This window comes from Myxococcus guangdongensis, from assembly GCF_024198255.1.
In the GTDB taxonomy this organism is placed as follows: Bacteria; Myxococcota; Myxococcia; order Myxococcales; family Myxococcaceae; genus Myxococcus; species Myxococcus guangdongensis.
On sequence record NZ_JAJVKW010000005.1, the window covers coordinates 444,961 to 458,474 of the forward strand.

Sequence of the window (13,514 nt, forward strand, 5' to 3'; positions counted from 1 at the left end):
TCCCTCCCGGGCCGGTGGAGGTCAGGCATGCAGAGGAAGGGTGGGCAGAAGGCGATGGGGAGTGTCCGCGTGGCGGAGCTTCCCCAGGCGGCCAGGGACGTGAAGCCGCAGGCGGCGACGGGGGTGAGCAGGCCGGGCCTCCCGGTGAAGGAGGAGCCGCGCAGGCCTCCGACGGTGGCCCCCACGCCCGTGGCGGCGCTGTTGCCCGTCATCGAGAAGAACCAGGGGGAGCCGGAGCACCGGGAGTTCCCCCGGGCGCAGCTGACGACGCGCTTCGAGGTCTGGGTGGACGACGACCAGGGCGGGCGCCGGTTCGCGGCGAGCCTGGCGTCCATCAACGTCAGCGTCAGCGGCGCCTTCCTGGAGAGCACCTTCTTCCTGCCGCTGGGGACGGTGCTGGGCGTGAGCTTCGCGCTGGAGCCGGGCGCGGCGCCGGTGAGGGCCCGGGCGGAAATCGTCCGCGAGGAGCGCGACGACGGTCCGGACGGACGCAGCGGCTTCGGCATCCGCTTCCTCGACTTCAGTGGACAGACGGAGGTGGCCCTGGCCCGGCTCTTCGTGGGCAATCGCCTGCGCGCCTTCGCCGAGGACTACCTGCGCTCGCAGCGGGCGCGTTCGCTGCCCAATGAGCTGGAGCGGGTGGTGGATGTGCTTTCGGCCTGGGAGCTGCTCAAGGCGACGAGCACGGAAGCGGACCCCTGGCAGGCCAAGTGACGCATCGTCCCTCGCTCGCGAGCCTGCTCATCTTGCGAGGGAATGCCCACCCCTGACACGCATTGACGACGGGTGGCTCGCCCAGGGCCGTGGGCGCCACCGCGAACTGCTGTCTCAGGCGGGCTTGCCACCCGCCAGCAATCGACGCCGCTCCGCCTGGTAATGGGCTGAACACAGCCCCTTCGAGCGCTGCTCCCGCGTGCAATCCGGCATCGTGCAACGCCGGTCCGCCGCCACCATGTTGCCCGCAAGGGCCTTGGGCGGACGGCCCCGCCGACGGCTCGCCGCCAGCGTATTGCCACCCGAGCTGCTCGACAGCGGCATGCCGTGGTTCATTGCCCGGAGGACGCCTCGGCCAATCGCGTCGCCCAGCGCCTCCGCCCAATTCACCATGGCGGGGGTCAGGGGGACCTTCGACAACTCCTTACGTGGTCGTGCCATGAAAACTCCCGTGAAAACAGTCAAACAAAGCCAGACTCCCAATGCGCTTATTTGGCGGTGGATGTCAACGTTGTCAATACAGCCTGGGAGGGGTCTCTCATGACTCGCAAGTCGTGCCGAAAAATTGGTGACACGACTGCAAAGGGATACGTGTTTCCCACACGTGCCATGCGCGCTGATTTGCGCATCGCGGTGGATTTGTCCGCGCGGATGAAAATGGCGCGGAGTCTGAGAAATCGCTGAGAGGGCGCGAAAAGTTTGCGTGCGCGTGGCGTGGGATTGGGGCGGCCGCGGCACTGGCTCACGCCGGGTGCGAGACGAAGCGCGTCACGCGGGGGAGCAGCGTCCCGGAAGCGAAACAGCCAGGGGGCGTCTCGAGCTTTGGGAGGGTGCGACGAAGCGCCGGACAGGGCGTGGGCGGGAGGCATTGGCCTCACCGCGCGCCCGTGCCCGGCGCCTGGGTGGCTACAGCGCCTTCTTGAGGGCTTCCTCGATGCGCGCCTTGGGGACGGCGCCGACAATCTGCTCCACGACCTGGCCGCCCTTGAAGACGAGCAGCGTGGGGATGGAGCGGATGCCGTAGTTCTGCGGCGTGCCCTGGTTGTCGTCGATGTTGAGCTTGGTGAACTTCACCTGGCCCTTGTACTGGTCGGCGAGCGCGTCGATGGAGGGCGCGATGGCGCGGCACGGCGCGCACCAGGTCGCCCAGAAATCCACCAGCACGGGCTGCTCCGAGTCCAGCACCTGCTTCTGGAAGTCGTTGTCTCCGACATTCGTCACGTTGTCGCCTGCCATGATGTCTCCTTGGGGCCCGCTGTGGCCTGCACGGCGCGTCGTCTAGTACGCGCGTCGTGGGGCTGCAAGAACCGGTGGGCCACGGCCAGTCCGCCCGCAATGATGCGGCCGGGGCCCCCGGGTTTCACCTGGAAGGAACATCCGCCCCCGGGCGCGGCGCTGGTGTAGGCTGCCGGGCGTGACGAAGCTCTTCCTGCCCCAGGCCCAGCTCGAGGAGTGGGCACTGGCGGACAAAGCGGACCTGCGTGACGGCCGGCTGGTGGTCATGGCCGAGGGTGGAACGGCCTTCGCCGTCTCGCCGGCCGTGCATTTCCTGCAACTGGTGTCGGGCGAGGACACCCACGGCCTGGTGGCCAAGGTGAAGACCGAGGAGCAGCTCTCCCGATTGGGGGCCGAGCAGATGGCCGACTCGGTGCTGGTGGGGGAGTCCGCCTACGAGGTCGTTCCGGGGTATGTGGCGGAGGTGTCCGCCGGCGCTCCCAAGCCGGAGTCGGCGGGCAAGAAACCCGATTCGGAGACGGACCTGTTGGCGGCGTTCCTCCTCAACAAGATGGGCTGATTCGCCTGTCTGCCGCGGTTATGTGCCTGATTCCATGAGCCACACGCTCGTATCGCTCGCCTGCCACGCTTACGGCATCGCCGCCGTGGCCTACCTCGCCTACCTCGTCCGCCAGTCGGACGGGCTGGCCATGGCCGGTCGCGTCCTGGTGGGCGGCGGGCTCGTGCTCCACGGAGTGGCCCTGTTCGAGCTGCTGGGGGCCCAGGGCGGCCGCCCGGTGGGCCTGGCGCAGGGCTTCTCCACGCTGGCCTTCCTGCTGCTCGCCATCTTCCTGGCGCTGGACGTGCGCTACCGCAGGCCGGTCATCGGCGCGTTCCTGACGCCGCTGGCGGTGACGGTGCTGTTGCCGGGCCTGCTGCTGCATGGGGGCCAGTCGCCGCTGCCCCCCGGGGTGCGTCAGCCCTTGCTGCCCCTGCACATCTCGCTGGCGCTGTTGGGGCTGGCGGCGTTCGCGGTGGCCGCGGGGGTGGGGGTCATGTACCTGCTGATGGAGCGGCAGGTGCGGGCCAAGCGCTTCGGGCTGCTGTTCGCGCGGCTGCCGTCGCTGGAGTTCCTGGACACCCTCAACCGGCGGTTGGTGGTGTGGGGCTTCATCGCGCTGTCCATCACGCTGGCCACGGGGGCGTTCTTCGTGACCACCACGGTGGGCTGGCAATGGGATGGCAAGTCCATCGCCACGGTGGTGGCGTGGGCGGTGTTCGCGGCGCTGGTCAACGCGCGCATCTTCGCGGGCTGGCGTGGGAGGCGTGTGGCATTGCTGACCATGGCGGGCTTCTGCCTGGTGTTGGTGTCCTTCCTCACCTCGTACGACGCGACGCCGAGCGCGGCGGCCGTCATGAGGATTCCCTGAGTATGGAGCTCGTCTGCATTGGCCTGTCCCACCGCACGGCGCCCCTGGTGGTGCGCGAGCGGCTGGCCCTGTCCGAAGCGCGTCAGGTGGAGGTGCTCCAGAAGCTGGCGCAGGCTCCGGTGGAAGTGTTGTGGGTGTCCACCTGCAACCGGGTGGAGGTCTACCTGTCCGCGCCGGATGGCGTCGTGGCGCGGGAGCGCGCCGTGTCGGAGCTGCAGGCGCTGGGCGGGCCCGAGGCGGCCGAACACCTGTACGAGCACCGGGGCGAGGCCGCGCTCATCCACCTGTTCCGGGTGGCGTCCAGCCTGGACTCCATGGTGCTGGGCGAGGCCCAGATCCTGGGCCAGGTGAAGGACGCGTTCGAGCGCGGGCAGGGCGCGGGCGCGGTGCGCGGTGAGCTGACGCGGGCGTGCGCGGCGGCGTTCGGCTGCGCCAAGCGGGTGCGCACCGAGACGGCCATCGGCCGGGCGGCGACGTCCATGGCGTCCGCGGCGGTGCAGCTGGCGAGCAAGGTGTTCGACGGGCTGAAGGGCAAGACGGTGCTGGTGGTGGGGGCGGGGGAGATGGGGGAGCTGGCGGCGCGGCACCTGCAGCAGGCGGGCGCGACGAAGCTCTTCATCACCAACCGCACCCTGGCGCGCGCGGAGGCGCTGGCGGCCGAGGTGGGCGGGACGGCGCGGCCCTTCGAGGAGCTCTTCACGCTGCTGACGGCGGCGGACGTGGTGGTGTGCAGCACGGCGTCGCCGGTGCCGCTGTTCACGCGGGAGAACGTGGGCGCGGTGGGCAAGGCGCGCCGTGGCCGCCCGCTGTTCATGGTGGACCTGGCGGTGCCGCGGGACATCGACCCCGGGGTGGGCACGCTGGACTGGGTGCACGCCTACGACGTGGACGACATCCAGAAGTTCGTCGCGGACAACGCGGCCGCGCGCGCCGAGGAGGCGCACAAGGCGGGTGTGTTGGTGGCGCAGGAGGTGGCGCGCTTCGTCAAGGAGCGTGCGCTGCGCGAGGGGATGCCGGTGCTCGCGAGGTTGCGGCAGCGCGCGGAGGCCATTGCCCGCGCGGAGGTGGAGCGGACGTTGACGTCGCTGGGGGATGGGTTGACGGACAAGCAGCGCAAGAGCATCGAGGCCATGGGGCGCGCCATCGTCAACAAGCTGCTGCACGAGCCGACCTCGCGTCTGCGCGCGGTGGGCCCGGAGGGTGAGGGCAACCGGCTGGCGGGCGCGGCCGCGGAGCTGTTCGGCCTGCTCGAGGCGGAGCTGGAGGCGGCGGAGCAGCAGTCGCAGGCCATGCCCGCGCAGGGCCCGGCGCAGGTGGCCACGGGGGCGAAGCGATGACGTCCGTGCGCATCGCCACCCGGCAGAGCCCGCTGGCGCTCTGGCAGGCGCGTCACGTGGGCGCGCTCTTGAAGGCCCACCACCCGGGCCTCGAGGTGTCCTTCGTCGAGATGACCACCGAGGGGGACCGGTTCCTGTCCGCGCCCCTGTCCTCGGTGGGCGGCAAGGGCCTGTTCGTGAAGGAGATTGAGCAGGCGCTCATCGACGGGCGCGCCGACATCGCGGTGCACAGCCTGAAGGACATGACGTCCGAGCTGCCCGAGGGGCTGGTGCTCGCGGCGGTGCCCGAGCGCGAGGACCCGCGGGACGCCTTCTGTGGAATCGGCGGTCAGACGACGGTGGCGTCGCTGCCCGAGGGCGCGCGCGTGGGGACGTCCTCGCTGCGCCGCAGCTGCATCCTGCGCTCGCGTCGGGCGGACCTCGAAATCGTGAGCGTGCGCGGCAACGTGCAGACGCGCCTTTCGAAGACGAAGGAGCTGGGGCTCGCCGGCGCGCTGTTGGCGCACGCGGGGCTCAAGCGCCTGGGGCTGGAGCACGTCATCACGGAGGTGCTGTCCACCGACGTGAGCCTGCCGGCGGTGGGGCAGGGCGTGCTCGCCATCCAGTGCCGAGGGGACGACGCGCGGGTGTGCGGTCTGCTCGCGCCGCTGGAGCACGCGACGACGCGGGTGGCGGTGACGGCGGAGCGGGCGCTCCTGGCGAAGCTGGAGGGGGGCTGCACGGTGCCGCTGGCGGGACATGCCACGGTGTCCGACGGCTTGGTGCACCTGCGCGGACTCGTGGGCCGGCCGGATGGCGCACACGTGGTGCGGGGCGAGGTGCGTGGCCCGGTGGCGAAGGCGGCCGAGCTGGGCGAGGCGCTCGCGGATGACCTGCTGTCGCGTGGCGCGGCGGACATCCTGCGTGATTTCGCTCGCCGCCCGGGCGCGCGGCCCTAGACTGCCGCGCGCGTGGAACGGCGACTGGAAGGCATCCGAGTCTTGGTGACGCGCCCGCGTGAGCGGGCCGAAGAGCTGTGCTTCCTCCTCGAGGACGAGGGCGCGGAGGTGCTCAGCCTCCCGCTGCTGGAGCTGCGTCCGCCGGAGGACCCGCGCCCGTTGGCGTCGGCCGCCGAGCACATCCAGCGCTACCGCTGGGTGGTGTTCGCCAGCCCCTCCGCGGTGGACGCGCTGCTGGACGCGCTCCGGGAGGCGGGCACGTCCGACAGGCTCTCCCGCGCGAAGCTGGCGGCGGTGGGGCCGCGCACCGCCCGCGCGGTGCGGGGCTACGGGCTGGACGTCGCCGCGGAGCCCGAGGAGGGCACGGGGCAGGCCCTGTTCGAGATGCTCAAGGACGGCCTGCAGTCGGGGGACGAGGTGCTGCTGCCCGCCGCGGAGGACGGTCGGCGCGAGCTGGAGGACGCGCTGCGGGAGGCCGGGGTGCTCGTCACGCGGGTGACGGCCTATCGCTCGCTGCCGGCGGAGCTGCCGGCGGAGGCGCTGGAGCTTTTGGGGGCCTCGCCGCCCGACGTGGCGGTGTTCGCCTCGCCGCGCACGGCGGAGGCCTTCCTGGAGGTCGCGGGGCGTGAGCGGTTGGGCGCCGCGCGGGTGGTGGCCATCGGCCCGACGACGGCCTCCGCGTTGGAGCAGCTGGGGCTGCCGGCCTCGGCCATCGCCGAGCGGCCCACGCCCGAGTCGCTGGTGGACGCCACGGTGCGCGCCGTCCGGGGGAATTGAAGCCCCGTCCCGGCTGGAAAGTGGCGTGGGTGCCACGAGGCGAATCGTTCGCGAGTAGACTGGCCGTCCCATCGCCCTGCCGGCCGCATGCCGGGAGCCAGGCGACGTGGAGGGGTCTCATCGATGAATCGGGGTTCGCAGCGGAGCGCCGTCGTACTTGGGCTGTTGTTGGCCGCCACGGCGGCGGCGCAGCAGGTGCTGGAATACAAGGACCTGGGGCACCGGGTGCTCAGCACGCCGTCGGACCCCTTCGTCTTCTACGTGGATGGGCGGGTGGCCCAGCCCGCCGGCAACGATTTGGCCCTGGTGACGGCGGCCAGCCGCGCGGCCTTCCAGACCTGGCAGGGGACGAGCTGCGCGTGGCCCACGTTCTCCTTCCCGGCGGACGGGGGCGTGGCCACCACGGGCTCGCCCATGGCGAACGTCGATGACCCGGCGGACCGCTTCAACGTCGTCCCCGTCTGGGTGACGAGCTCGAGCGACCCTCGCTACAGGGACACGCTCAACGGTGGAGACAGGCCCGCGGCCGCGAGGGCGCTGACCTTCAGCGGCTACGTTTACCAGTGTGACATCTACCTCAACGCGGTGAACTACTCCTGGTCCACGCTGACGCCCACGCCCGCGGGGCGCATGGACATCCAGAGCGTGCTGACCCACGAAATCGGTCACTGCCTGGGGCTCGGCGACACATATGAGGCCATCGGCGCGGTGATGTCGTTCGATTTGCCCGCGGGCGAGACGCGCAGGGACCTGGCGGACTACGACAGGACGGCGCTGTGCCGCTTCTATCCGAAGACGGGCGCGGTCGGCTCCCCGTGTGAGAGCGGGACGTGCACCACGGGCCTGACGTGTGTCACCGCGCCGTCCACCGTGTCGGGCAAGGACCTCAAGGTCTGCGCGAAGGGCTGCTTCGGCAACACCTCCGGCGAGTGCCCTGCGCCCTATGTCTGCCGCGACTCGTCGGCGGTGAATGGCTATACGAAGGCCTGTCTGCCGGCGCTGCCCGACGGCATCACCCCCGTGGGCCGGGAGTGCGCGCCGGGCCCGCGCAGCTGCGGCAACACGAACGGCATCTGCATCGCGCCGGTGGCGCTGCCCTCGGGCAACGGCGAGTTCGACCGGTGGGACCTGGGCTACTGCACGGAGCCGTGCAGCGGCGCGGACTCGTGCCCCGCGGGCGCCGAGTGCTCGAATGTCCCCGGCCAGGGCTCCATCTGTCTGAAGACCTGTACGCCCGGTGGGAGCGATTGTCGGCCCGGCTATACCTGCGAGGCGCGCCCCGAGGGAAACCTCTGCGTGCCCGGTTGCTATGGTGACGCGGATTGCGACAGCAACTCCGTCTGCAGGACGTGTGACCGCATCTGCGTGCGTCGTCAGACGGCGGGCAAGCAGGTGGGGGACGCGTGCACGGCGGATGCGCAGTGCGGCACCAACCAGTACTGCCTCTTCGCGGAAGGGGGGACGGAGGGCGTCTGCGCGCAGCCGTGCTCGGTGTCGTCGTGCGCGTGCCCGGGTGGGACGTCGTGTCAGGTGGTGAACAAGGACGGCGAGCGAGCCTGTGTCCGGGCCTGCTCGGCCTCGTCCTGTGACACGACGCTGAGGTGCGGCACGGTGGAGCAGGGCAGCTCCGCCTGTCTGCCCGTCTGTCGGACGGAGCAGGACTGCGCGCCCTCCATGCTCTGCTCGAGCGCGGGCACCTGTTACGATCCGCTGGCCAAGCCGGACGCGGGCTCGTGCACGCTGTGCAACGACGCGGGGACGCCGCCTCCGCCGCCCGTGGACGCGGGGCCGCCGAAGGGCCCGGGTGGCCCGGACGGGTGTGGCTGCCAGGGAGCGCCTGTGTCGGCGGCGGCGTTCCTGGGTGGACTGGTCTTGTTGCTGCTGGTCGCTGGAAGGAGAAGGACGTGGCACAAGCCGTGAGCGGCCCGAATGCGTCTGCCGTGAGGAGCCGCGTGGACTTCACCACGCTCTTCGTCCTGGAGGCGCTCGTCGGCCAGGGGCTGTTGACGCCCCAGCAGGCCCAGGAGGTGCTCGCGAAGGAGTCCGCCGCGCGAGCGCGTGTGCTCAAGGCGCAGACCGCCGCGAGCGGCAAGGACGCCGCGCGCTACGACGTGTCTCCGGTGGAGGTGGTGGCCGCGTTCCAGGTGCCGTTGGCCAATGGCCGCGGCGTGCTGGACGAGGACCGCGTCACCGAGGCCGCCGCCCGGGCCTCGGGGTTGACGTACCGGAAGATCGACCCGCTGAAGCTCGACATGGGGCTGGCCACGCGCACGGTGTCACGGCCCTATGCGCAGAAGCACGTGCTGCTACCGCTGGAGCGCACGCCCCAGGGGCGCCTCGTGGTCGCGGTGGCGAACCCGTTCGACCGGGAGCTGTTCGAGAGCTTCCACCGGCTGACGGGGCTTCCGGTGGAGCCGGTGCTCAGCTCGAAGGCGGACATCCTCAAGTCCATCGCCGACATCTACGGCTTCAAGAAGACGCTGGCGCGGGCGGCGGATGACTTCAGCGCGGCGTCGGGTGGGGGGCAGGTCGCCAACTTCGAGCAGCTCGTCTCCCTGAGCGGGACGCAGGAGCTGGAGGCCTCGGACCGGCCCGTGGTGCAGGCGGTGGACTACCTGCTGCGCTACGCGTTCGACAACCGCGCCTCGGATATCCACATCGAGCCCAAGCGCGCCACGAGCATGGTGCGGCTGCGCATCGATGGTGTGTTGCACCCGGTGTATTCGCTGCCGGCGCAGGTGCATCCGCCGATTGTGTCGCGTGTGAAGATGCTCTCGCGCATCGACATCTCGGAGAAGCGCAAACCGCAGGATGGGCGCATCAAGACGGAGCGGGACGGGCGCGAGGTGGAGTTGCGCGTCAGCACGCTGCCCACGGCCTTCGGCGAGAAGGTGGTCATCCGTATCTTCGACCCGGAGACGTTGGTGCAGGACATCGCCCAGCTCGGCTTCGAGCCGGACGAGAAGGCCAACTTCGAGTCGTGGATCGACCAGCCGCACGGGCTCATCCTGGTGACGGGCCCGACGGGAAGCGGGAAGACGACGACGCTGTACTCCGCGCTCAAGGCGTTGGCGGGGCCCGACGTCAACGTCACCACGATTGAAGACCCCATCGAAATGGTGTGGGACGCGTTCAATCAGGTGCAGGTGCAGCCCAAGGTCGGGCTGGATTTCGCCGGGGCGCTGCGGCACATCCTGCGTCAGGACCCGGACGTCATCATGGTGGGCGAGATTCGCGACGCGGAGACGGCGGAGAACGCCATCCAGTCCGCGCTCACCGGACACCTGGTGCTGTCCACGCTGCACACGAATGACGCGCTCGGCGCGGTGGCGCGCATGCGGGATTTGGGCGTGCCGTCGTTCCTGCTGGCGCAGAGTCTGTTGGGGGTGATGGCCCAGCGCCTGTTGCGGCGGGTGTGCAGTCATTGCGCGGAGGAGACGGCGTTGACGCCCGACGAGCTGCTCGCGCTGCAGGTGCCGTTGCCGCTGCTCCCCGGCGGTGTGCGATTGCTCAAGGGCGCGGGCTGCGTGCGTTGCCGTGGCACGGGTTTCATCGGTCGTACGGGTGTCTTCGAAATCGTCACCACGGGCAGGGAGCTGCGGGAGCACATCTCCCGCGAGGCTCCGTACGAGAAGCTGGTGGAGGTGGCCCGGCTCGGAGGGATGCGCACGCTGCGCGAGGCCGCCGTGCGCAAGCTGGCGCAAGGGCTCACCGCGTTCGACGAAGTGGTGCGGATGACGTCCGCGTGACCGAGCAACCCGCGCTTGCTGGTGTGGCGGGGGGGCCACTTCGGCGCAGCGGGGCGGCTGGCCGATGGCGAAGGGGTGTCATTCGACCGTGGGCTCTCCGAGCACGAAGGATGTCGCGGGAATCTCGGCGCCCACTCGCCAGTAGGTGGCTCCAGGTTGCCTGGCCATTTCGAAGCACTGCGTGGAGCCATCGAGCGAGACGAACTGCTTGAAGATTACTCCGTCATGCCGAGGCCCAGTCGCATGGACCCGGAAGCCTCCCGTCGACGCGTCACGGAGCGTGGCAAACGAGGCCTGACGACATTCGTCTCGAAGGGACTCGAGCAGGGGCTGGGTGCATGCTTCGTCCGCATGAATGCCCGCGAAGTTGAGCTCGAGTGAAGATGGGAGGCAGCGCGAGCGTCCCTCCACGTCCTTCGCGAATCGACACTCCATTCCTACCTGAGGGTCGAACAGGGCCGTGGGTATCACCGCCGAATGGGCCAGGCTCAATCCGCGGACCGTGAGTCGTCCATGTGTCTTCAGGTCGATGGGAATGGCTTCGGGCCAGGTCTGGGCTGGGATTTCCTCGCCAGCTCGCACGTAGCAGGGGGAGGCGAGGACAGTGGGTTGGCAGGTCCCATCCGCTTGCTGGAGATGGGTTTGGGTGAGCCGCTCCTTGACGGAGAGGACGTGGATTCGAGGGGTGCATTGCTTCGATTCGAAGTGCACCGCGAGGCGCGGAAGTGTGCAGGACAGGGATTGATATGCGGGCTCGGTACAGGTCTCGTTCGCCCAGACGTGCGGCGCAGGGCCCGACGCCATCGGGTTGTTGAGGGGGAGGGGAAGACAGCGGGAGACGTCATCGCTCGCGAGGCCCGCGATGCAGGAGAGGTCGTGCTCGGTGGCGCGGAGATGGTCGAAGTGGGAGGAGCCATCTTCTCCCTCGATGAAAACAGTCGCGATGCCAGGGCCTGCGTGCCGCTCACGGAGCTCGCCGCGGACGAAGGTCCCAGCGGGAACCTCGGGACCGACGTGAAAGGCAGTGACTCCAGGGGAGCTCCCTCGCCGCACACAATCGCCGCCTTGTGTCCTGGTGTGGACCGTCCCGGTGAAGGGCTCACCTCGCGTGAAGAATCGAGGGAGCTGCTCGGGGGGCGCGGAGCGCAGTGCGATGAAGGGCTCGGTCTTCTCCCTGCTGGAGGTGAGCCAGAGTCGCTGCGTACAGTCCGCATCGGCGAAGAAGTCACCCGTCTCCGCTCCGCGCAGAAGGATGCCTTGCTGTGCGACTCCGCTGACGCAGTAGAAGGCTCCGTCGGGAGCGGCTCTCCTCCAGTGGCAGACGGTGCCGCGCTCCGGGTCGAAGAGGTTTCCGGGCCAGCGCAGGCCGTCGCGGGTGGTCGTGACCTCGAAGCGCAGACGCGAGCCGCTGCGGAAGAAGTCCTCGGTGCTGGGAGGTTCGCTCGGCGCAGGGGCTTCCGGTGCCGCTCCGTCGCACCCAGTCATCCAGAGGATGACCAGGACCGATGTCATGACGATTCCACGCATGTCGTCTCCTGCTCGCTGTTCATGGGCACACGAGAGGTCGTCCCGAGGGCCGCTCAGGTCTTGCTGAGTAGCAGGCAGGGGAGGGCGGGAGTGTCAGTGGTTCGTAACCGGAAGGGTCAGACCCGGCCGAGGCGGGGCGGTGAGATGATGGGTGGGACGCAAGAGATGTCTGTCTTGAGCGATGACAGGCATATCGCGGGGTGTCGGCGGCAAAGGCCCTGATGACGCCCACGAACGACAACGGCCCGGCTCCCAGGACGGGAACCGGGCCGCATGTCTCACTTCAAGTGAGTCCTAGAAGCGCGCCTGCAGCAGCGTGTTGAAGCCCAGCGCGTGCGGCTTCTCGAACGTCGCCTGCGCGACGCCCGTGATGTCGTCGCGGAACGTGGTCCGGTTGGTGTCGTACGTGTAGTAGACCTCGCCGACCGCCGCGACGGAGTCGGACAGGTCCCACCGGAACGTCGCCTTCGCGGAGTAGATGGGCTCCGCCTCGCACGAGCCCGACCCGCCGCACGTCTCCGGCAGGATGCTCAGCATGTTCACGTCACGCACCACCACCGTGCGCGTGCCCGCGAGGCCCGGCGGCGTGTCGTTGCCACCCAGCAGCGGCCGGGGGCTGCGGAACGACGCCGGCCGCTGCACGCCCAGGATGAATCCCGGCGTGAAGTGCAGCTCGGGCAGGTGATAGTCCGCGCCCAGCGCCAGGAACATCTCGGGGTTCAGCTTCGTCCCCTCGGGGAAGTCCTGGAACGGGGGGAAGCCCGGCACGTCGAACTGGATGAACGAGAGGCTGCGGTACAGGCCCAGGAGGCTCACACGCAGCAGGCCGAGCTTCGCGCGCCCCTGCAGCGCCAGCGCCGTGGCGCCCTGCGGCTGCGTCGCGCCGAACGTGTCCGGCTTCTCCAGCGTCTGGGACAGGTAGCTGCCCTCGAGCGACACGGAGTAGGACAGGCCACCCGGGTACTGCTCGGGCGCGAAGAACCGCTCGTAGATCTCCGGGTCGTTCTTGTAGAGCCGGAAGTCCACGCTCGTGCCGACCGGCACGCCCACGTGGTAGACGACCTGGCCGGACACGCCGGCCGCGTTCACCGGCGCTTCCACGCCCAGCGTGGCGAGACCCGGAACCAGGCCCTTCTGGAAGTAGCCGCCGCCCGCCTCGATGCGCAGCGTGTCCAGGATGTCCCAGCCCGCGCCCGCCATCACGCCGTAGAGCGTCTCCTCCTCGCGGATGAGCTCGTTCTGCACCAGCGCCGTCTTGCCACCGACGTACGCGTACCACCGGTCCCGCGTGATCTGCAGCTTCGCGCCAGGCACGCCGTTGGTCGCCGAGCGCGTGGTGAACGCGCCGCTGCCACCCCAGGAGATGCGGTACGCATAGCCCAGACGGAAGCGGTCCGCGGACACCGGGAAGCCCACCAGCGAGATGCCTTCCTTCTCACCCCAGCCCGGCGGCTGGTAGTTGAGCCGGATGTAGCTGGAGTTGTCCTGGATGGCCACCTGGCCGCTGGGCCGCTCGAGCACCAGCAGCGTCAGGGCCGCCTCCGTCGTCAGTCCCTCGAAGAAGGCGGGCGCCTTCTTGTAAAGGACCACGTTCGAGAGCGACTCGAAGCCGGAGAACCGGGTGTTGAAGTTGTCGTAGAACTGGGTGTTCTGATTGCCCGCGCCAAACCGCGCATTGGGGCTGTTGGGCGTCGTCTCACCCGAACCCGCAAGCACGTTGTCGTCCGCGAAGACGAACGACAGACGCGTGTCCACGAAGTCACTGGCCCAGGCGGGCGCACTCAAGGAGATAAGCCCCGACAGGGCCAGCTTCTGCAGCGTTTTCAA

Annotated in this window: 12 protein-coding genes; 8 read left to right on the forward strand and 4 right to left on the reverse strand. The window is 69.7% G+C overall.

Translation table 11 applies throughout. The annotated features are described in order from the left end of the window. Window positions 1–27: 27 nt before the first annotated feature. Window positions 28–714 (forward strand): PilZ domain-containing protein, encoded by a 687-nt coding sequence (locus LXT21_RS18375; protein WP_254039439.1) that lies wholly within the window; start codon window positions 28–30, stop codon window positions 712–714. A gap of 114 nt (window positions 715–828) precedes the next feature. On the opposite strand, the gene LXT21_RS18380 is transcribed toward LXT21_RS18375, so the two are convergent. Together LXT21_RS18380 and trxA are read right to left on the reverse strand one after the other, a co-directional pair. Next, window positions 829–1,155 carry a hypothetical protein gene (locus LXT21_RS18380; RefSeq protein ID WP_254039440.1) on the reverse strand — a complete coding sequence of 109 codons (327 nt, stop codon included), beginning with the start codon at window positions 1,153–1,155 and terminating at the stop codon, window positions 829–831. Between the two features lie 465 nt (window positions 1,156–1,620). Continuing rightward, on the reverse strand, window positions 1,621–1,950 hold the full coding sequence (gene trxA / locus LXT21_RS18385; protein ID WP_254039441.1) for a thioredoxin: 330 nt from the start codon (window positions 1,948–1,950) through the stop codon (window positions 1,621–1,623). A gap of 178 nt (window positions 1,951–2,128) precedes the next feature. On the opposite strand from trxA, the gene LXT21_RS18390 reads away from it, so the two are divergent. The 7 genes from LXT21_RS18390 to LXT21_RS18420 all read left to right on the forward strand — a co-directional run bounded on the left by LXT21_RS18390 (window position 2,129) and on the right by LXT21_RS18420 (window position 10,160). Continuing rightward, window positions 2,129–2,509, forward strand: coding sequence for a hypothetical protein (locus LXT21_RS18390; RefSeq protein WP_254039442.1), 381 nt, complete (start codon window positions 2,129–2,131; stop codon window positions 2,507–2,509). A gap of 34 nt (window positions 2,510–2,543) precedes the next feature. Continuing rightward, the gene (locus tag LXT21_RS18395; protein WP_254039443.1) at window positions 2,544–3,359 is read left to right on the forward strand and encodes a cytochrome C assembly family protein; all 816 of its coding nucleotides are present in this window, start codon (window positions 2,544–2,546) and stop codon (window positions 3,357–3,359) included. Window positions 3,360–3,361: 2 nt separating this feature from the next. Continuing rightward, window positions 3,362–4,696, forward strand: a complete 1,335-nt coding sequence (hemA, locus tag LXT21_RS18400; protein WP_254039444.1) for a glutamyl-tRNA reductase — start codon at window positions 3,362–3,364, stop codon at window positions 4,694–4,696. Then, window positions 4,693–5,634, forward strand: a complete 942-nt coding sequence (gene hemC, locus LXT21_RS18405) for a hydroxymethylbilane synthase (protein ID WP_254039445.1) — start codon at window positions 4,693–4,695, stop codon at window positions 5,632–5,634. The genes hemA and hemC overlap by 4 nt, the downstream gene beginning before the upstream one ends. A 42-nt stretch (window positions 5,635–5,676) precedes the next feature. Beyond that, on the forward strand, window positions 5,677–6,411 hold the full coding sequence (locus tag LXT21_RS18410) for a uroporphyrinogen-III synthase (protein ID WP_254039446.1): 735 nt from the start codon (window positions 5,677–5,679) through the stop codon (window positions 6,409–6,411). Between the two features lie 123 nt (window positions 6,412–6,534). Further along, window positions 6,535–8,331, forward strand: a complete 1,797-nt coding sequence (locus LXT21_RS18415; RefSeq protein ID WP_254039447.1) for a zinc metalloprotease — start codon at window positions 6,535–6,537, stop codon at window positions 8,329–8,331. Further along, a complete protein-coding gene (locus tag LXT21_RS18420; protein ID WP_254039448.1) occupies window positions 8,316–10,160 on the forward strand; it encodes a GspE/PulE family protein in 1,845 nt (614 codons plus the stop codon). Before LXT21_RS18415 ends, LXT21_RS18420 begins: the two co-directional genes overlap by 16 nt. 78 nt (window positions 10,161–10,238) lie before the next feature. Here the strand turns inward: LXT21_RS18420 and LXT21_RS18425 are convergent, their stop codons facing one another. Together LXT21_RS18425 and LXT21_RS18430 are read right to left on the reverse strand one after the other, a co-directional pair. After that, a complete protein-coding gene (locus LXT21_RS18425) occupies window positions 10,239–11,687 on the reverse strand; it encodes a hypothetical protein (protein WP_254039449.1) in 1,449 nt (482 codons plus the stop codon). Window positions 11,688–11,981: 294 nt separating this feature from the next. Then, a complete protein-coding gene (locus tag LXT21_RS18430) occupies window positions 11,982–13,514 on the reverse strand; it encodes a hypothetical protein (RefSeq protein WP_254039450.1) in 1,533 nt (510 codons plus the stop codon).

What these genes read in the sequence shown, in the direction of transcription:
- LXT21_RS18415 (WP_254039447.1), top strand. Translation starts at nt 6,535, where the DNA reads ATGAATCGGGGTTCGCAGCGGAGCGCCGTCGTACTTGGGCTGTTGTTG.
- LXT21_RS18380 (WP_254039440.1), bottom strand. Translation starts at nt 1,155, where the DNA reads ATGGCACGACCACGTAAGGAGTTGTCGAAGGTCCCCCTGACCCCCGCC.
- LXT21_RS18395 (WP_254039443.1), top strand. Translation starts at nt 2,544, where the DNA reads ATGAGCCACACGCTCGTATCGCTCGCCTGCCACGCTTACGGCATCGCC.
- LXT21_RS18375 (WP_254039439.1), top strand. Translation starts at nt 28, where the DNA reads ATGCAGAGGAAGGGTGGGCAGAAGGCGATGGGGAGTGTCCGCGTGGCG.
- hemA (WP_254039444.1), top strand. Translation starts at nt 3,362, where the DNA reads ATGGAGCTCGTCTGCATTGGCCTGTCCCACCGCACGGCGCCCCTGGTG.
- LXT21_RS18425 (WP_254039449.1), bottom strand. Translation starts at nt 11,687, where the DNA reads ATGCGTGGAATCGTCATGACATCGGTCCTGGTCATCCTCTGGATGACT.
- hemC (WP_254039445.1), top strand. Translation starts at nt 4,693, where the DNA reads ATGACGTCCGTGCGCATCGCCACCCGGCAGAGCCCGCTGGCGCTCTGG.
- trxA (WP_254039441.1), bottom strand. Translation starts at nt 1,950, where the DNA reads ATGGCAGGCGACAACGTGACGAATGTCGGAGACAACGACTTCCAGAAG.